The organism is Olsenella sp. Marseille-QA0557, assembly GCF_965119725.1.
In the GTDB taxonomy this organism is placed as follows: Bacteria; Actinomycetota; Coriobacteriia; order Coriobacteriales; family Atopobiaceae; genus Coprovicinus; species Coprovicinus avistercoris.
The window spans coordinates 1446858-1466572 of sequence record NZ_CBCPMI010000001.1 but is presented as its reverse complement, the minus strand read 5'-3'; the positions used below and the strand labels follow the sequence as shown (position 1 = coordinate 1466572).

The following is a 19715-nucleotide window of genomic DNA, read 5'->3' as shown; positions in this document are numbered from 1 at the left end:
ACTAAGCTTCCTCTTTGGCACCACCCATGATATAGGCACGGCAGAGCTTCTCCGTCTCTACCAGTGCATCCACGTGACAGCGCTCACGACCATGTGTGTTCAGGCAGGCAGGACCAAAGGCTGCTGCATAGATATTTGAACCCAGGACGTAGGCTGCCATCGCATCGGTTGAAAAATGGAAGCACACCTGAACATTCCACTTGTCTTTATCACATGCCTCGCCGGCAGCAGCAATAAGCTTGTTGGTAAGATCCCAGTCGTAAGGGCCATGATGATCAGAAGCGGCAATGCCTACGCTATGCTCGTCTGCATCGTAATCCGGGCCAATGAGGGTAATGTCAAGCGCAACATATTCGCTTACTTCTTCAGGTACATAAGCGCCACCATGGCCAATCTCTTCATAGATTGGGAAAGCAAAGAGCGTGTCGCAGGCAGGCACTTCTCCTGACTCTTTGAGCCACTTCAAAACATCGAGAAGAACAGCAACGCAGGCCTTGTCGTCAATATGGCGTGAAATGATATAGCCATTGTCAAAAGCCTCGTACTCAGGATCAATGGAGATCAGAGCACCCTCTGTTACCCCAAGTGCACGAGCATCGGCCGGATTTTTGACATCGGCCACGATTGAGACGGACATGTTGTTCTCATCACGTGGCACTTGGCGACAGTCTTCAAATACATGGACTGAGTGCTTATTGCAGATAACCTGGCCGTTAACCACGCGGCCATCGCGGCAATGAATCCTGCAGCTTGAACCCTCAATGCTGTGATAGTTAATGCCACCAACCTGGCGCACACGCAGCGTCCCATCGTCATTGAAGCCACGAACAACCAGACCGATAGTGTCCAGGTGCGCCCCCACGCAAACACAACGAGAACGATCGCGACCAGGAACACGAACATAACCTGTGTGCTTACGATCCCAATACATCTCATAGCCCCATTCGGCTACCTTAGAGGCCATGTAAGGCTCAATATCGGTGTAAAAACCCACCGGACTATCTACCTCTACAAGCTCATGAAAAAGATCTGTAAGGTACGCCGCATCAATTGTGTTGCTCATATGCCCTCCTCAAGGCAACGAAAGAGTCTTTCAGAAAGACCCCCTGAAAATAAAATCCTGCACTAAGCAATAAAGCTTGATTCTCCTTACTGCTCATTCTGTGGGTGTGCATACAAGTTCATAAGCGCCTGTAGCACATCGACCATACCCTCAAGTTCTGGCACTGGTACAAATTCACGCACGCCATGAGCGTTATAGTATCCAGCCGAGATGTTGGGGCACGGTAATCCACGGTAGCAGAGTTGAGCACCATCGGTGCCCCCACGCATAGGAATTATCTTCATTTCATGACCGCACTCCTCAAATGCCCTGCGAGCATTCTCCACGAGGTGTTCGTTTCCATCGAGAATAACATCGGCCATGTTTTGGTAGGTATCATGAATCTCAACACTGAGATATGTATCCCCGAGCTCTTCATTTACCTGCTCACAGGCGCGCTCGATAAGACGCTTACGACGATTAAATAGTGCCTTATCGTGGTCGCGAATAATGTAATCTGCCTGGGCGCTTTCACAATCGCCGCTCATACGCTCCAGATAAAAGAATCCATCATAACCCTCGGTATATTCAGGGCGCTCAGCCGCAGGCAAGAGTTGATGGAAGCGCATGATTGCCTCTGAGGCGTTAACCATAATGCCTTTGGCAGTACCTGTATGAACTGAAATACCACGTGCACGAACATTGGCTTCTGCCGCATTGAAGCATTCATAGCTGAACTCACCAAGAGGACCGCCATCAAGGGTATAACCCCACTCGCAACCCAAAGCATCCAAATCGAGCAGAGCAGCACCATGGCCAATCTCTTCATCAGGGACAAAAGCTACAGCAAGAGCAGGGTGCGGAATTGAAGGGTCATTACGATAACGGGCAAGCAAAGCCACTATCTCAGCAACACCGGCTTTATCATCGCCGCCTATGAGTGTGGTGCCATCAGACACAACAATATCCCAGCCCTTCATACGATCGAGCTCGGGATTTGTAGTGGTGTCGCAATAGATTTCTTCACCATCAACTGTGCCCATAACAAGACGGCCACCATCGTAGTGCACAACATGAGGATGAACATTTTCACCCTTTGTCTGCCACGCAGTATCGAGATGTGCACAAAGACAGAGATGAGGCAGTGCTTCACAACCTTCACTTGCGGGCCATTGAGCAGTGACATAGGCATGTTCGTCTACACAGACATCCTCTGCACCCAGCGCGCGAAGATCATCTGCGACCACCTTGGCCATTTCATGCTGCGTTGGTGTTGAAGGCACATGGTCGCTGGTAAGCGGATCTGACTGCGAAGTAACGCTGCAGTATTTTACAAACCGATCGAGTACATCACTCATGTTCTCAACCTTTCCGTTTGATATATGGTTGCTGCGATTTACTCTACGACCCTACAGCAACTATGTATTCGGCTTCATCCTATATGCACAAAGAGACTATTGAAATGAATAATAAAAAAACGTCTTCCGCATACCTTACGGAAGACGTTTATGAGTCACAAAATCTTGGGCTTCTCTTCTAAAGCTTGCGTTGGCTTTAGAGATCCGCAGCCACTGCTGCATTAATAGCAACAGGCGTACGGTCCTCTTCACTGAGATCCTTATCAAACAGATGGCATGCGCATGTGTGCTCAGGACCCACTTCGTGCATCTCTGGAACACGCTCGCAGCAAATCTTCATGCAATGCGGGCAACGCGTATGGAAGCAGCAACCCTTTGGCGGATTAGTGGGGCTTGGTACATCGCCTTCAAGGATTTTCTTATCCTGAATGCGCTCGTGGCCAATCTTAGGAATAACATCAAGCAGAGCCTGTGTATAAGGATGCAGAGGATTGTCAAAAAGTTCCTGCTTGGGCGCAAGCTCCATAGTGTGGCCAAGGTACATGACCATAACAGTGTCAGCAATATGCTTAACCACTGAAAGGTCATGTGAAATAAAGATATAAGCAAGGCCATACTGCTCTTGTAACTCACCCAGAAGGTTAATTACCTTAGCCTGAACCGAAACATCAAGAGCGGAAACAGGCTCATCGCATACAACCAGCTCAGGCTCAAGAACAATAGCGCGAGCAATACCAATACGCTGTCGCTGACCGCCGGAGAACTCATGCGGATAGCGATATTTATACGTGAGGTCAAGGCCAACCGCTTGCATGACTTGCTCAACACGAGCGTCACGTTCGGCACGCGTCTTATACGTATGGGCAATATCTATAGGCTCAGCAATAATGTCAGAAACCGTCATACGAGGATTGAGCGAGCTATAGGGGTCCTGGAAGATGAGCTTCATCTTCTGTCGAGCGCGCGTAAGTGCTTCACCAGATAGCGCCGTGAAATCCTCACCATCAAGCGTTACGGTACCTGAAGTGGGTTCGACAAGACGAAGTACACACTTGCCCGTTGTAGACTTACCGCAGCCAGACTCGCCTACAATGGCGAACGTCTCACCACGATGGACATCAAACGACACACCTTCAAGAGCATGAACGTAAGCCGCAGCCTTACCTAAAAGTCCCTTTTTAATGGGATAGTGCTTTGTGAGGTCGCGGACCTCAAGCACAACATCGTTCTTATCATAGGTATTCGCCACGCTACTCACCCCACTTCTCGGTGTATTTCCAGCAAGCTACCAGATGCTGTTTATCACCATTTGCAGGTGCCAGGCGCGGCACCTCAGTCCGGCAGATATCGCATGCGTAGGGGCAGCGAGGATTAAAGGGGCATCCTGTAGGAATTTCATTGAGCATAGGAACGTTGCCCGGGATGGCATAGAGCGTATCCACTGTATTGCCCAAAGAAGGAATTGAGGCAATGAGTCCTTGTGCATAGGGATGAAGCGGATTGGTAAACAGCTCAGGTGAGACCGTATATTCCACCGCATGACCTGTATACATTACCAGGACCCAGTCGGCCATCTCAGAAACAACGCCCATGTCGTGAGTGATGAGCATGACCGCAGTACCCAACTGCTCACGCATGGAGTCGATGAGCTGAAGGATCTGTGCTTGGATAGTTACATCAAGAGCAGTTGTTGGCTCGTCACAAATAAGAAGAGCGGGCTGGCAAGCCAAGGCCATAGCAATCATAATGCGCTGACGCATGCCACCAGAAAGCTCATGGGGATAGCTCTTAAAGACCTTCTCCGGAGCAGGAATACCAACGAGCTCGATCATCTCGAGCGCGCGCTTATCTGCTTCAGACTTGCTCATCTTGGGGTTGTGAACAAGAATGCCCTCACGAATCTGACGGCCAGCCGTCATAACCGGGTTAAGAGAAGTCATGGGCTCCTGGAAAATCATGGAGATATCAGAGCCACGATGATGACGCATTTCATCAGCAGAGAGCTTGGTGAAATCGGTCCCGCGGAAATTGATAGATCCGCCTACCACCTTTGCGGGCGGCGAAGGCAAAAGACCCATAACCGAAAGAGCAGTCATGGACTTACCGCAGCCCGATTCGCCGACAACAGCAAGCGTTTCTCCAGCGCGCATGACAAAAGAAAGATGATCGATAACAGGCAAAGCACCATCCTCGGTAAACAATGTTACCGAGAGATTATCTACATCGAGCAGCGTCTCTTTTGCTTCGGAGTTCTCGATAAGATCCTGGGACAGATCGGCTGCAGTTGCAACCGTATCTTCTGAGATTTCAGAAGAGAGAATGTCATTCGGTTCCATACGTGCCTCCTCCCTAGGACCGCATCTTCGGATCAAGTGCGTCACGTAAAGCATCGCCAAGAAGGTTAAAGGCCATAACAGTAATAATGATGGCAATGCCTGGGATAACGCTGTAATAGGTATTTGACTGAATAAATGGTTGGCTGTCGGAAATCATCTGGCCCCAACTTGCCATTGGGGGCTGAACGCCCAGGCCCAAGAAGGAAAGCGAAGCCTCATTAAGAATAGCCGACGGAATACCAAGCGTGGTAACAACAATGAGGGTAGATACGCAGTTAGGAAGCAGGTGCTTCATAATAATGCGCCAGCTCTTGCCACCAGAAAGAATGCAGCTCTGAATGTACTCAGATCCTTTAAGACGCATAACGTCACCGCGTACCAAACGTGCGGTGGAGCACCAACCTAAAAGACCCAAAGCAACATAGAGGTTCACCAGACCCGGACCCATAACAAACATCACGACGATGGCGAAAAGAAGGAATGGGAAGCTCGAGAAAACCTGTATGACAAAAGAGATAACCGCATCGACCTTGCCACCAAAATAGCCAGCACAAACGCCTGCCAAAAAGCCGATAACAAGTGCGATTGCTTGGGATACAACGCCTACGGAAAGCGATACACGGCAGCCGTAGATGGTACGGGACAAGATGTCACGACCAAACTCATCGGTGCCAAAAGGATGAGCCCAGCTGGGTGGCTGCAGCATATTGCGAAGAACCTGTTCATCGGGATTATAAGGTGAGATAACCGGAGCAAACACGGCAATAAGCACCAGCAGAATTACGATAAATAAGCAGGCCATACCGAGCTTATTTTTACGGAAGATATTCCAACTTACCGCCCAGTAATTGGAGGCGCGACGCTTTGGATTTGTTTCACGTTCAGCCTGCTGTGCTGCGGAGGCGTCAGCAGCAATACGTTCAGCCTTCTGTACCTTTGAACTTTTCTTATCACTAGTAAAGAGAGCCATTACTCCTCCTCACCTCCTCCAAGACGAATGCGAGGATCAACTACTGCGTAGAGAATGTCGACGATGAGGTATACCACGACGCAAATGATGGCGATATACATAACACCACCCTGGATAAGCGGCAGGTCACGTGTATTGATTGCGTCAAGAAGCATCTTGCCCATACCCGGCATGGAGAAGATGGATTCGATAAGAATGGAACCTGTGAAAATTTCGCCGAGCTGCGTACCAGCAATGGTGATGATAGGAATAAGAGCGTTGCGAAGGCCGTGTCCAATTATCACGGTCCAACGACCCAAACCTTTTGCTTCAGCAGTACGCATGAAGTCTTGGCCCAATACCTCAAGCATGCTCGTGCGTGTAACGCGAGCAATACTTGCGGCGTAACGCACACCCAGAGCAAGAACGGGCAAGACATAATGGATTGGTGTGCTTACACCCGACAGCGGGAACATGTGCAGGGTAAGTGCGAAGACAATTTGCAAAATAATGGCAACCCAGAATGAAGGAGCCGAAATACCAAAGACTGACAGCGCCATGAGTGCACGGTCAAGCGCACGTCCATGGTTAACAGCTGCAACAACACCAAGGACCAAACCAAACACCAAGGCAAATAAGTATGCCCACCCCGCAAGCTGGGCTGTAACTGCAAACGCATTACCCATAAGTGTGATAACCGGCCTATTCTGCGAATAGGAAGTTCCAAAATCACCATGAAGCATGTTGGTCAGCCAATTGATGTACTGCTCTGGTACAGGACGGTCGAGTCCCATACTGTGACGCACCTGCTCAATTGTTGTTTCATCCGCCATATCGCCCATCATGATGCGCACAGGATCACCAGGCACAATATTCAGAACGAAGAAGGTAATGGCGGAGATGCATAGCACGACACCGATGGCCTGCAGGATTCTTTTAATGAGAAAATCCCTCATTCGGCATCCCCCCTCTCAACGTCCGCATGAACCTCTCCAAAATTCGAGTGCGAACGCTACCGCGTAGGGGAGGACATCGTAAAAAACGATGCCCTCCCCCGACTAGACAGCTTACCTAACGAATCATCGAACCCATCACGGCTATCAAACTACTCCTGGCCGGTGTAGTTGGAGTCGGTGTTATCGATGTCGATATCCATCATGTGATAGATCAGGTTGCCAACCTTGGCATTCTTGACATAGCTCTTAGCAACGAACTGATACTTCGGATAGAAGAGCGGCAATGTTGCATAGTCCTGACGAGAAAGAATGTCGTCAGCCTGACGATAGAGCTCGGCACGCTCATCCTCATTTGTGGACTGGCGAGCACGGGTCATCAGGTCGTCAAACTCAGCGTTGTTATAGAACGAAGACTTGCCGGATGCATTCTCACTGAAGAAGTAGGTATACATCTGGTTGTCAGCGTCTGCAAACAGCGGGAACCAACCAACAGTCGTAACCATCAGGTTGCCGTCAGCCCAATCCTGCTGCCATACACCGTTATCGAGCTGGTTGAGCTCAAGGGTGACGCCAACAGCCTGCCAATAGCCCTGAACAGCAACCATGACGCTGCGGTCGCGCTCACGAACACCGCAGGTAAGGTGCAGATCAGAGGCACCAGCCTCAGCGAGAAGCTCACGAGCACGATCAGGGTTGTACTCAAAGACAGGAGCGCTCTCGTCATAGCCCGGAATAGCAGGATTCAGGAAGCCAGAGCAAGGCTCGCCGGCACCAAACAGAACTGTCTCAATGAGCTCCTCGCGGTTAATTGCGAGAGAGAGTGCCTGACGGACACGAACGTCCTGAAGCTCGGCATCGTTGAGGTTGAGGTTGACAATCTGAGTACCAAGCGGCAAGTACTGTGTAATCTGCTCGCTTACCTCAGAGTCGTTCTGATACTGCTGAAGAAGCTCAGAAGGCAGGTCACAATAATCGATGTCGCCATTCTTGTAGGACATCATCTTGGTGTTGCCATCATCAATATACTTGATGATCAGGCGGTCAAGATTGGGAGTGCCACCGTGATAATCATCGAAGCGCTCCATGACAACCTGAGTAGTGTCATCGTTGGAGACAAGCTTGTAAGGACCAGTACCCACAAGGTCGGTACCAGTTCCCCAAGAATCTCCTGCGGCCTCGCAGGCTGCCTGCGGGAAGATGTCGGCATAGTTGATACCAAGGTTTGCCGTGAAGGTTGCCATTGGATACTCAAGCACGAACGTGCAGTGCGTATCATCCTCAACGGTAAGACCAGAAAGCTCAGTAGCATTACCAGCGAGCATGTCCTTTGCGCCTACGATGAAGTCATACATATATGTTGACTTAGCACCGGTAGCAGGAGTGAACATACGCTCAAATGAGTACTTAATATCGTTAGCGGTCAGCGTTGAACCATCGTGGCACTTAATGCCCTCTGCAAGTGTGCAGTGATAGGTAACACCGTCTGCTTCAGGGGTAGGAATCTCAGTGAACAGGCAGGGAACAAGCTCGTTGTCCTCGGTCCAGCGAAGCGGAGACTCAACAATGTTATCCGCTACAGAAGAGGTACCGGAGTTTGTGGACTTCTGCATATCCAAGCCAAGCTTTGCATTTGCCTGGCCAAAACGCAGGATCTTGGAGCTGGTGTCACCACCGCCACCACCGCAGCCAACCAAAGAGGCAGCAGCTAAGCCTGCACCTGCCACTGCAGAGCCCTTCAGAAATTGACGGCGGGAAAGCGAATTCGTCATTGCATCCTTCTTCCTCGTCATAAACACCGCGCGTATGCGCGCCGACTTGAGATCCGTTTCATGAGAATGGATCTGAAATATTAACTGAATTAACTATGAACTAGTATTGGAGCAATTCAAACGATTACCGCCACAGAGTAACTGAGCGTTAACAGAACCATCGCGATAACTACACGAGTTAGAGCATATGATGAGCGCAAAGCGATAGCAAAGAGGGTCGCCAGTAAGGCGGCCCTCTCGCATTATCTTAATGAAGCAATAAAAGGATGCTCATTACATCACTTATTCTGCAGCTTCCTCTTCAGGCTTATCAAGAGGCTTTACATCAACATCGATACCGAGCGTCTCAGCAGCAGCCTTCATGGAAAGCGAAATGCGACGACGGTCAAGATCGATCTCCATGACCTTTACCTGGACCGGATCGCCAACTGCGCACACCTGGGAAGGCTGGTCAACGTGCTGCTTAGCCATCTCAGAGATGTGAACCAGGCCCTCAATGCCCTCGCCAAGATCCACAAAAGCACCAAAGGTAACAAGCTTGGTAACGGTGCCCTCAACGATGGCGCCGACAGGATACTTCTTTACGAGTGTATGCCAAGGATCCTCGGTGGTCTGCTTGAGACCAAGGGAGATGCGCTCGCGGTTGAGATCAACGTCGAGCACCTGAACCTCAACTTCCTGGCCAACCTTGACAACCTCAGAAGGATGGTTGACATGGTTCCAAGAGAGCTCAGAGATGTGGATAAGGCCGTCGATACCACCAAGGTCGACAAATGCACCAAAGTCGACAATGGAGGAAACGGTACCCTTGAGACGCATGCCGCTCTTAAGCTTGGAGAGAATCTCGGCACGCTCAGCCTTACGAGCCTCCTCAAGAACAACACGACGGGAAAGAACAACGTTGTTGCGGTTGCGATCCATCTCGATAACACGAGCCTCGATGCGCGTACCAAGGTAAGCGTTGAGATCCTTGACACGACGGAGGTCAACGAGAGAAGCGGGAAGGAAGCCGCGGAGGCCAATATCAAGGATAAGGCCGCCCTTAACAACCTCAATAACCTCACCCTCGACGTTCTCACCGGAGTTAAACATCTCTTCAATGCGGTTCCAAGCACGCTCGTACTCAGCACGCTTCTTGGAGAGAATCAGACGGCCATCCTTGTCCTCCTTCTGGAGAACGAGAGCCTCAATTGTCTCACCCATGGCGACAATATCAGCAGGGTTGGCGTCTTTACGGATAGAAAGCTCGCGGACGGGGATAACGCCCTCAGACTTGAAGCCGATGTCGAGCAGGACCTCGTCGCGTTCGATCTTAACGACAGTACCTGTGACAAGGTCGCCCTCATCAAAGTCGGTAATTGTCCCGTCGATGAGGCTGTTCATCTCCTCATCAGAGACATCGTCAAGAGAGAAGATGGACGAGTTCTGAATCTCACTCAAAGGTGGACCCCTTTCAAAAAGCGGGGCCCCGATCGTCATGGTCTTCACCTGCGGAAGGAGTACCGCAAAGGGCCTTTCCCACCATCCTGGAATTAACATGCTCGGGGGCCGACAGATACAGGAGCATGACTGTATTAGTCATGCAGTTGCAAGATTACCCTGATTTGAGGGTGCATTTCAAGCATTAAGTCGAGATGCATAGACTTTTCTCTGCAGTATTTGCAATTGTGATGCCTTCAGGGGTGTTATTTTCAAAGCTGTGTACAATGGCGAACAACAAACTGAAGCGGAAAGGAGGGTCAGAGATGATAAAGGCTATTTTATTTGATCTTGACGATACTCTGTTGAGCATCAATCTTGCCGCCTTCATGGCCCGCTATACCGCTGATCTTTCCGACATGCTTGCCAGGATTGGTAGAGTTAGCTCGCCGCGTGCAGCAGCAGCTCTTGCTACTGCATACCTAGCTATGCAAAACGATGCTCGAGACGACAACCTCACGAATGCAGAAGTCTTTATCAACGCCGTAAAACAACGAATCGACGTTGATTTTGAAGATGCTGTCGTAGCGGATGCATTGGACTTCTATGATCGAGAGGTACTTCCTACGAGGAATAGTTCAATCATTCATGCCGTCCCACGTGAAGGCGCTCATGAGGCCATTGAACAAGCGCGCGATATGGGGCTCATCGTTGCCTTAGCCACAAATCCTGCATTCTCTGAAGGCTGTTTGCAAACACGTTTGGGCTGGGCACACCTTACTCTTGACACGTTTGATCTCGTTTCCCACATTGGCAACTCGCATCGTCTTAAGCCACATGCGCGGTATTTTCAGGAGTTTGTTGCAACTCTTAAACTTACGCCGGAAGAATGTTTGATGGTTGGCAATGATGCCACTCGAGATTTTCCACGCCCAGATGTTGGATTAAAGACAGCCTACGTTGGCCATGCAAGACCAAAGCGTGCCGTCTGGCGTGGTGACACCGCAGCGTTTGCCCGCGAGCTCCCCGCTCTGGTCGACCGTCTTAACACGCTCGGAAGATAACTTTTATTTCACAAACCCAAAGAAACACGGAGAAAAGGTGAACGTAACAATCTATTCAGATGGTTCAAGCCGCGGAAATCCAGGGCCGGGCGGATATGGCACCGTTCTTCTTTATGTTGATAAAAACGGAGTGACTCATCGTCGAGAGCTTTCGGCAGGATACTCCCATACCACGAACAACCGCATGGAAATCATGGGTGTTATTGCTGGTTTAGAAGCATTAAATCGCCCTTGTACCGTTGAGATTCATTCCGATTCACAATATGTGGTCAACGCAATAAACAAACACTGGTTAAGCTCCTGGCAACAAAACGGCTGGAAAACGGCAAACAAAAAGCCTGTTAAAAACCCCGATTTATGGCAGCGTTTGATCAAAGCTCTCGAGCCGCACAACACTACCTTTGTATGGGTAAAAGGCCATGCGGGCAACAACGAAAATGAACGGTGCGATGAGCTCGCCTGCGCTGCAGCCGACGGCAAGACAGGCGAGCTTTTAGAAGACACGGGCTTTATCGAATAGGAACTGGATTCTATTTAGCCTCTGCCCAAGTTTGTCCCCAAGACACCTCTGCAAGCAGAGGCACTTTTAGCTCCACGACACCCTGCATCGTAGTTTGAACGAGTTCAGAAATAGCTTCAATTTCGTTCTCGGGAACCTCGAGATCCAATTCGTCATGAATCTGCAGAATAAGACGAGACTTGAACCCTTCTTCGGCGATGCGTTTCTCAACACGAGCCATGGCAATCTTAATAATGTCTGCAGCTGTTCCTTGCATAGGATGATTCATTGCTGTTCGCTCAGCAAATGAACGGGCTTGGAAATTACGGCTATTGATATCTTTTGTATGGCGACGACGCCCATACATTGTTGTGACATAACCATGTGCATGCGCAAAGGCAACTTGTTCTTTAAGATAGGCGTCCACACCAGGATATGCCTCAAAATACCTATCTATCATTTCCTGAGCTTCTGCACGCGGAATCTTAAGAGAACTTGCAAGTCCAAACGCTTGCTGACCATACACAATGCCAAAGTTTACTGCTTTAGCACGGCTTCGAAGGAGCGGTGTGACTTCCTCTACAGGCACATTAAAAACGCGCGCTGCTGTAGAGGCGTGAAAATCTGCACCCTCACAAAACGCCGCAATAAGATGTTCGTCGCCCGAAAGATGAGCCAAAAGACGCAACTCAATCTGTGAGTAATCACACGCCAGAAAAACGCTTCCTTCTGCCACGTTGAAGGCTTTGCGCACACGATGTCCCAGCTCTGAGCGGGTGGGAATATTCTGCAAGTTGGGATCTGAGCTGGAGAGGCGGCCTGTTGCCGCAACCGTTTGATTGAATGTTGTATGGATACGACCATCGCCCAATACAAGCGCGGGCAAGGCATCCAAATACGTCGATTTAATCTTTGCACGCTCACGATATTCAAGTACTTCAGAAACAATCTTGCTCTGAGAAGCGAGATCCGCCAGGACTTTAGCGTTTGTTGAATAGTAACCACGACGTGTACGCTTAAGCCCACGTGTTGGAAGACCTAAGACATCAAACAGCACATGCGAAAGTTGCATTGGCGAATCGATATTAAACTCTTCTCCAGCTGCTTCATGAATGGCATGAGCCATCTCGTCGATTTCAGCGCCAAGCTCAGATGACTGCTGTGCCAAAACATGTGTATCCACAGAAAGGCCTCGGCGTTCCATCGCGACGAGCACTGGAAGCAAAGGCATTTCAATTTTGTGCATGACATCGGAAGAGCCATCCTCTTCCAAGCGCTTCTCAAGAACAGGGTGCAAATGGCGAGCAGAAATAGCATCGAGTGCTTCTTGAGGGATATCGTCGGACGGATCCGGCAGCGTAATTGACAAATACGTCTCTACCAAACCAGGAAGTTCATAGGACGTACGATCCGATTCCAACAAATAGGCAGCAATACCCGCATCAAAGATACGTTCAGGTGCAATTTCCGAAGCTGCAAGTTCAGCAGGGCGAGAAGAATCCATGGGACAAAGAAGATGCACTAACCCTTTTACATCGCCCGCACAGACCAATCCTTCCTTAAAAAGACGGGCTAATGAAGCGTAGGCTTTTTCATTGTCAAAACAGACAAGACCAGCACTGCTCGAGAGCCATACAGCAATACGGGGCGTATCGCCTAAGGCAAAAGTCAGCTGTCCTGATGAATCAGCCTGCGATGCAGCTACACCGATCCACTCCCCCGCCTTTATCGCTTCTGATACAAACTCATCTGCATCCCCTTCGTAAAGTTTTAATTCGCTTGAAGGCAATGTGGGCGTTTTAGAAGCTTGAACAACTGGCTCATCCGAAAGACGCACAAGGCGCTGAGTCATACCGGTAAAGCCAAGTGCAGAAAAGGCCTCTACTACTGCTGTGGGATCGAAATCAGGAAAATGTACCTTGGTCAGATCAATCTCAAGTGGAGCATCTGTGCGAATAGTTGCAATTTTCCTACTGAGAAGAGCGTCCTCTGCATGCTCTCGAAGATTCTGCCCCATCTTACCTTTCACTTCGTCAGCATGAGCAAGCACTTCATCAAGGTTGCCATACTGAGTAATAAGGGCAGCTGCCTTTTTGGGGCCAATACCTGGTACACCAGGAATATTGTCTGAGGTATCGCCTTTAAGACCATAAAAATCTGGAACAAGCTGCGGCGTAATACCTCCATAGAGATCCACAACGCTCTCTGGGGTCATAACCACAACATCCGATACACCTTTTTTCGTTGAAACGATCTGCACCTTATCGGTTGAGAGTTGGTACATATCACGATCGCCTGTCACAAGCAGCATGTTATAGCCCACTTGCTCGCCTCGTCTTGCAAGGGTACCGAGAATATCGTCGCCTTCCCAACCTTCCAGTTCCACAACTGGAATATTGAGCACATGCAGCAATTCTTTAACCATAGGAAATTGTTCCGCCAAAGAAGGATCCATGGGCGGACGCTGGGCTTTATACTGCGGCAAAAGTTCCATACGAATACGTGGCTTGCCTTTGTCAAACGCGCAAAGTATGCCGTCTGGGGTAAAGGTTTCAATAAACTTCACAAACATATTGAAGAACCCAAACAGCGCATTTGTTGAACGACCATCCGGTGCCGACATAGGCTGACGAATGGCATGGAACGCACGGTGCATCAGTGAATTGCCATCTATAACTGCAAGTGTTTTTTGCTGTTCCATAATCTCGTGTATTCCTCTCTTGTTGTCGGCTTACACGATTGTAACCGCCCTGACAGACACCAAACTCACGGCAACAATGCTTCCCAAATGTGCCCACAAGGTTCCAATGATCTTATCCGTTTGAGAAAAAATAATTAAATGACACTGATGTCCTGTCCATTTGCGGGAAAAAAGGGATGAAAGGTAGAAAAGAGCATAAATGGAGTATCATTTCATGGCATGCTAACAGTGGTAGGACAAGAGGTTTCTTTCCCTCATAAAATCGAGGGTTTTAATGTTTGACGTCCGTCCTAGCTACTATCTGTACCGACCGAATAAAGGGGAGGCGACGGCATGTATGTATCGGATGCCCTTCGATCGATCATCTCGAAGCGCAACATGACTCAGCAGATGGTCGCCGATGAACTTGGTGTAAGCCAACCAGCAGTTGCTTCTGTGCTCTCGGTGGGCAACCCACAAACGAAAGTTCTTGTAAGACTCCTTAACATCTTGGGTTATAAGCTTGTGGCGATTCCTAAAGATACGCCTCTGCCTTCGGATGCTATCGAACTGGAGACACACCAAGACTAGCTGCAGCATTAAAGCGACTCGGGCCGGTTTTTATGAGGTTGGCAAACGCTTTCCACATAAAAACCGGCCCCTGCGGTTGCGATTATGAACCCACCTCACAAAAGGTGGGTGTCCTCATCGCCTCTTCCGGCTTCCTCAACAACGGAGGATCCCCGTACTAGGAACGATATCTGGACTCCCTCGAAAAAATTGTCGGTTCACCCAGTTGGCACCGCAGGGATCCGGCAATTCAACTATAAAGCCTAGTTTCCTCAGAACCAGTCTTGACATTGCGTACGTGAGTCATATCTCGCTTATCGGAAGAATTCGTATAAGCGCCCGCACTAAAGTGGTGTTGTACAGCTCTTTGTTGCCACCACATCAATACCAGTATTTGCCACATTCTGAATGAGCACTTCACCTGCCTGTACGGGCACTTTAACTGTTGTGTTGTGGATAGCAGCAAGGACGGCCGGAATAGTCTCACGTGGCACCGCTTCAGCAGTTCGCACACTTATGGGGTGAAATGTGTTCTCAACCCGCATGAGGCTTGTTACCATTCGCACCGGATGAGTGACTTCTGCTTCGCCATACGCCTTGCCACGAGGACAGCTGTTTCCCTCCACATTGGTTACTGCTCCCGCACTATCTATATACACAGAGAGAGAACATCCCATAGGACACTGAACACACGTGACATTTTGTACATGTTGTTCCACGCTTCTTACCTTCTCTCAGCTGGCTGACAGATAACTTCAAGCCCACCTGTTATCTGCTCGAGATCTGTAGGACGGAGTACGATTTCTTGCATCTCTGATGGGACTACAATTCGCCGAGCAACCGAGCGAATAGTTTTGTTATTGCACACAACGCAAATCTGTGCATTCTCTATCCTCGCACGTGAACGCAAGCGTAAAGTTACTTTCTTATCCCTCTGAGTAATGAGCTGTGGAGCAATTTGGGCAACACCTTCTCCACACACTACCGTCAGAGGTTCTTCCTCGTTGTTCTCTGTTTTTCCTAACGCATAGAGAGCAGCAGAAATACCCGCAACAGTGCCCTCTTCAGATACATAGTCAACCAAATCATGTACATGAAGTTCATTGCCAGCCACAAATAGCCCTGGCACGCTTGTTTGCAGATGTTCATTTACTTTAGGACCCTTGGTACCAGGATCAATTACTGCTCCCAAACCTTTTGCAAGCGTATTGTCTGGAATAAGACCCACCGATAACAACAAAGCATCACATTCGACAAGCCTGCTTGTTCCAGGAATGGGTTGTTTTGTTACTGGATCTACATCACTCAGCTCTACCGCTTCAAGGCGCGGAGAACCTTTAATGGCCGTTACGGTAGTTGAGAGCAACAACGGAATGTTGTTATCGTCCAAACACTGCACAATGTTGCGACGCAGACCTCCTGGCTCCGAAGCCAATTCACATACGCAGAGAACTTTGGCGCCTTCCCATGTCATACGGCGAGCCATAATGAGACCAATATCGCCCGAACCTAAAATTACTACGCGTGAGCCAGGTCGAATGCCATCGATGTTACAAAGTTTCTGTGCACATCCAGCCGTATACACTCCTGCCGGACGTGTTCCCGGAATACCAATCTCTCCGCGACTACGCTCGCGACATCCACATGCAAGGACAACTGCTCCAAAAGTGAGGATCTGCATGCCCCGCTCAGCTGAAACAAGGGTTGCTTGTATAAACTTCCCTTCGCGTTTAAGTGCAAGAACAGCGGTGTCAGTAAGCACCTGTATGGCATCATCTTCCTTGTGAAGAGAAGCTATCTCGCGAGCTGCATACTCAGGGCCAGTAAGCTCTTCACCATAGCGATGCAGACCAAATCCATTGTGAATGCACTGACTTAAGATGCCTCCAGGAGTAGCTTCGCGTTCCACAACGAGAACAGACGCGCCCTGCTGTGCCGCCGATGTAGCTGCTGCAAGACCAGCCGCACCAGCACCTACTACAAGAACATCAAACTGTGATACACGCTGGACGTTGTCCATCACTCAACCTCCCCAATATGCCCGAGTCCTATCTCGGAGCCAGGGCCAGCCATTCTCACATCACCTATATCAATGCCTGTTTCTCGAGCAATAATTTCTGCAACGGTAGGCAAACAAAAGCCTCCTTGGCAACGGCCCATGCCCGCACGACAGCGTCTCCGAACCGCTGAAATAGTAGTAGCCGGAATTGGCGCATGAATAGCCTCGAGAACTTCTGCTTCACTCACTTGCTCACAACGGCATACCAGATGACCGAAGAGAGGATCCTGTGCGATTGCCACTTCACGTTCCTCTTTGGTCATCTCGAGAAAACGCTTAGGACAAGCTCGTTGAGGAATGAATGAGGAGTTGAGAGTAGCATTGAGCTTGTCAGCTGCCCATGCTGCCACATCTACTGCAACCGCAGCGGCCGAGGTAAGTCCCGGAGAATCAAAGGCTGCAATATCGTAAAAACCAGGAGCGTCTTCCACTTCTCCAATGACAAAATCACCGTTTGCGCCCGAAGGACGCACACCAGCAAAGTTGGTAATTACTTCGCCCGCGGCGTAGGTGGGCCATGTTAGTTTTGCCTGTTCAATAACGGCAGCTAAACCTTCACTATGCGTTGCCGTATCGAAGGCATCAGTGCTATCAAGAGCATCAGGACCAACAATAAGGTTGCCCTCTGTCGTAGGGCTCACCAACACGCCTTTACCGCGGGAAGTGGGTGTTTGAAACATGGTGTGTGAAAAGGTCGTGCCCATGTCACGACTCATAAGAACGTATTCGCCCAAGCGCGGACGAGATATAAGCTTGTCCTCTGAAACTTTGTTATGGAATTCAATCGCTTGCACACCTGCGGCATTTATCAGCAATTTTGTATGAAGGACTTCGCCTGTTCCAAGCTGCACTCCCCAACCGCACGGTTCTTTTTTAATATCAACCACGGGAGTAAGGAATCTGAACGTTACACCATTTACTTTGGCGTTCTCAGCAAATGCAACTGTCATTCCAAAGGGATCGCAAATGCCTGAAGCATCGCACACCAGCGCACCCATAACCTTTGGATTGAGATTTGGCTCAAGCGTACGAGCTTGTTCGGCACTAACCACGTGCACATCAGAAACGCCGTTTGCCTGAGCCCGACGAGTGAGCTCTTCTATGACTTTTAGCTCTTCCTCCGAAAAGGCTACAACCATAGAACCATTACGTCGTACACGAAAACCAAGTTCTGGAGCTAACTCAAAGATCCGTTGAGCACCTCGCACGTTGTAATAGGCCTTACGTGTACCAGGCTTGGGATCGTAGCCTCCATGCACAATGCCGCTGTTAGATCGAGAAGCACCACAAGCAAGATCATATCCCGCCTCAACAACCTCTACATCAAGGTTATACCGAGAGAGCTCACGGGCACAGGCACACCCCGCTACGCCAGCTCCTACGATAACCACATCGGGCATAATGCCCTCCCTCCTCAAGCCAAACGTAAAACTAAACACATACTGAAAACATTCCGCGTATGCTTTATCTTTCGCATTACTAAAAGGAATGCTGCACTCACTTAGACACTTTTTATATACCTATATCAACTGTCAAATAACAGTGACATTGTGCCTGTGTACTAAGATATTTCGTTGGCGGTACTCGTGCAGCAGTCGTAAAAGAGCGGCTACATAGGTGCCACATGTGAGTTTATCTACTGCATTTTGGTTCTACCTGGATATACAGTATTATTCGAAGCCAGACATGCGCGTACGGAAGGAGGGTAAACAGTGCTAAAAGCACATCCATTTATATGTCTGTTTTTTACTGCTCTTCTCGTTGTTGTGCTTATTACTCCTTTAGTACGCAAGCTTGCATGGAAAGTTGGCGCAGTAGATTATCCAAACAAGCGAAGAATAAATCGTAAACCTATTCCGCGTATGGGCGGTGTTGGCGTATTTTGCGCGCTCATTGTTTCATTGTTACTTATGGTAGTTGGAGCACGCTATTTTGGCTGGCCGCCCGTACTCATACCATCAGCTGGCATGCCGGTTAATTATTACGTGTTGGCGGTAGGTGTAACCATAGCGTTTCTCACGGGTGTTATTGATGATATTTATCATCTAAAACCTTTGCCAAAGCTAGCAGGACAGATCATAGCAGCCAGCGTTGCAGCGGCAAGTGGGCTTGTAGTTGGCAATATTGTCAATCCTTTTGCCGGCGGAGAGATCATGCTGGGTTGGGTAGCCTATCCCGTTACGGTTATCTATCTGGTAGCCTACATGAACATCATCAATCTTATTGATGGGTTGGATGGGCTTTCCTCTGGTATTGCCTGCATCGCAAGCATCACCATGTTTGTCTTAGCTTTTAATGCTGGCCATCCAGACGCCGCCTCGCTATCTATTGCACTTGCAGGCGCCACACTGGGATTTTTGTTCTATAACTTCCATCCCGCTTCAATCTTTTTGGGTGACTCCGGATCTCTGCTCATAGGGTTTGTCATGGGTGTTGTTTCGCTGCTCAATGTCACTCGTGTAGCCGGTCTCACCACAATTATTATTCCGCTCCTTGTTGCTGGCATCCCCATTATCGATACCGGCTCTGCCATTATTCGTCGTATGCGAGCCCATGTGAGTGTTGGACAAGCAGACCGTGGACACATTCATCATCGGTTGATCCAAGAAGGATTTGACCAACGAGGTGCCGTGCTACTTATTTATGCGTGGACAGCTTTTCTCTGCCTTGGGTCATTTATTATGACGCAGGTAGAGGTGTGGCCTCGTACCCTTATTTTCTGTGTTTTGATAGTTGCCTCAAGCGCTTTTGCAGCAAAGCTTCATTTGTTTGAACCGGTATTGCGCCATCATTATGACCCCGATACCGGCCACGATGAACTCATTGGACCAGATGACCCTGCCTTTGAGGAAGAAACACGCCGTGCAGAGCAAGCCGCTGAAGAGCATCGCGAGCATATCGTAAATGAATTGCTCCATCATCGTGCAAATAACCACATGGATGAAGTTGCAGCACAAGAAGATACAGATAAGCAATCTGTCGAGCACACAGATGATTCTTCAAAACAATAAACG

The 19715-nt window shown here is 49.3% G+C and carries 16 protein-coding genes; 4 read left to right on the top strand and 12 right to left on the bottom strand.

What is annotated here, in order from left to right; translation table 11 throughout:
* Nucleotide 1 precedes the first annotated feature (1 nt).
* The 8 genes from ACQY6Y_RS06680 to rpsA all read right to left on the bottom strand — a co-directional run bounded on the left by ACQY6Y_RS06680 (nucleotide 2) and on the right by rpsA (nucleotide 9850).
* A complete protein-coding gene (locus ACQY6Y_RS06680; protein WP_428379531.1) occupies nucleotides 2-1063 on the bottom strand; it encodes a M20/M25/M40 family metallo-hydrolase in 1062 nt (353 codons plus the stop codon).
* 86 nt (nucleotides 1064-1149) lie between these two features.
* Nucleotides 1150-2400 (bottom strand): peptidase T, encoded by a 1251-nt coding sequence (gene pepT / locus ACQY6Y_RS06675; protein WP_428379530.1) that lies wholly within the window; start codon nucleotides 2398-2400, stop codon nucleotides 1150-1152.
* 196 nt (nucleotides 2401-2596) lie between these two features.
* Nucleotides 2597-3649 carry an ABC transporter ATP-binding protein gene (locus ACQY6Y_RS06670; RefSeq protein WP_428379529.1) on the bottom strand — a complete coding sequence of 351 codons (1053 nt, stop codon included), beginning with the start codon at nucleotides 3647-3649 and terminating at the stop codon, nucleotides 2597-2599.
* A gap of 1 nt (nucleotide 3650) precedes the next feature.
* Nucleotides 3651-4736, bottom strand: coding sequence for an ABC transporter ATP-binding protein (locus tag ACQY6Y_RS06665; RefSeq protein WP_428379528.1), 1086 nt, complete (start codon nucleotides 4734-4736; stop codon nucleotides 3651-3653).
* 13 nt (nucleotides 4737-4749) lie between these two features.
* The gene (locus ACQY6Y_RS06660) at nucleotides 4750-5706 is read right to left on the bottom strand and encodes an ABC transporter permease (RefSeq protein ID WP_428379527.1); all 957 of its coding nucleotides are present in this window, start codon (nucleotides 5704-5706) and stop codon (nucleotides 4750-4752) included.
* Nucleotides 5706-6641 (bottom strand): ABC transporter permease, encoded by a 936-nt coding sequence (locus ACQY6Y_RS06655; protein ID WP_428379526.1) that lies wholly within the window; start codon nucleotides 6639-6641, stop codon nucleotides 5706-5708. The genes ACQY6Y_RS06660 and ACQY6Y_RS06655 overlap by 1 nt, the downstream gene beginning before the upstream one ends.
* A gap of 149 nt (nucleotides 6642-6790) precedes the next feature.
* Complete coding sequence (locus ACQY6Y_RS06650; RefSeq protein WP_428379525.1) at nucleotides 6791-8431, bottom strand: ABC transporter substrate-binding protein; 1641 nt, start codon at nucleotides 8429-8431, stop codon at nucleotides 6791-6793.
* Nucleotides 8432-8692: 261 nt separating this feature from the next.
* Nucleotides 8693-9850 carry a 30S ribosomal protein S1 gene (gene rpsA / locus ACQY6Y_RS06645; RefSeq protein ID WP_428379524.1) on the bottom strand — a complete coding sequence of 386 codons (1158 nt, stop codon included), beginning with the start codon at nucleotides 9848-9850 and terminating at the stop codon, nucleotides 8693-8695.
* A 305-nt stretch (nucleotides 9851-10155) separates the two neighbouring features.
* Between rpsA and ACQY6Y_RS06640 the strand changes: the two genes are divergently transcribed.
* Nucleotides 10156-10893 (top strand): HAD family hydrolase, encoded by a 738-nt coding sequence (locus tag ACQY6Y_RS06640; protein WP_428379523.1) that lies wholly within the window; start codon nucleotides 10156-10158, stop codon nucleotides 10891-10893.
* Nucleotides 10894-10930: 37 nt separating this feature from the next.
* On the top strand, nucleotides 10931-11413 hold the full coding sequence (gene rnhA, locus ACQY6Y_RS06635; RefSeq protein WP_428379522.1) for a ribonuclease HI: 483 nt from the start codon (nucleotides 10931-10933) through the stop codon (nucleotides 11411-11413).
* Between the two features lie 10 nt (nucleotides 11414-11423).
* Here the strand turns inward: rnhA and polA are convergent, their stop codons facing one another.
* Nucleotides 11424-14093, bottom strand: coding sequence for a DNA polymerase I (gene polA, locus ACQY6Y_RS06630; protein ID WP_428379521.1), 2670 nt, complete (start codon nucleotides 14091-14093; stop codon nucleotides 11424-11426).
* A gap of 333 nt (nucleotides 14094-14426) precedes the next feature.
* On the opposite strand from polA, the gene ACQY6Y_RS06625 reads away from it, so the two are divergent.
* The gene (locus ACQY6Y_RS06625) at nucleotides 14427-14663 is read left to right on the top strand and encodes a helix-turn-helix domain-containing protein (protein WP_428379520.1); all 237 of its coding nucleotides are present in this window, start codon (nucleotides 14427-14429) and stop codon (nucleotides 14661-14663) included.
* Nucleotides 14664-14986: 323 nt separating this feature from the next.
* On the opposite strand, the gene ACQY6Y_RS06620 is transcribed toward ACQY6Y_RS06625, so the two are convergent.
* The 3 genes from ACQY6Y_RS06620 to ACQY6Y_RS06610 are packed head-to-tail and all read right to left on the bottom strand — an operon-like array spanning nucleotide 14987 to nucleotide 18101.
* Nucleotides 14987-15361, bottom strand: a complete 375-nt coding sequence (locus ACQY6Y_RS06620) for a DUF1667 domain-containing protein (RefSeq protein WP_428379519.1) — start codon at nucleotides 15359-15361, stop codon at nucleotides 14987-14989.
* Nucleotides 15362-15366: 5 nt separating this feature from the next.
* A complete protein-coding gene (locus ACQY6Y_RS06615; RefSeq protein WP_428379961.1) occupies nucleotides 15367-16662 on the bottom strand; it encodes an NAD(P)/FAD-dependent oxidoreductase in 1296 nt (431 codons plus the stop codon).
* A complete protein-coding gene (locus tag ACQY6Y_RS06610) occupies nucleotides 16662-18101 on the bottom strand; it encodes an NAD(P)/FAD-dependent oxidoreductase (RefSeq protein ID WP_428379518.1) in 1440 nt (479 codons plus the stop codon). The genes ACQY6Y_RS06615 and ACQY6Y_RS06610 overlap by 1 nt, the downstream gene beginning before the upstream one ends.
* Before the next feature lie 312 nt (nucleotides 18102-18413).
* On the opposite strand from ACQY6Y_RS06610, the gene ACQY6Y_RS06605 reads away from it, so the two are divergent.
* Entirely contained in the window at nucleotides 18414-19712 is a 1299-nt protein-coding gene (locus tag ACQY6Y_RS06605; RefSeq protein WP_428379517.1) for a glycosyltransferase family 4 protein, read from the top strand.
* The last annotated feature ends 3 nt before the right edge of the window (nucleotides 19713-19715 follow it).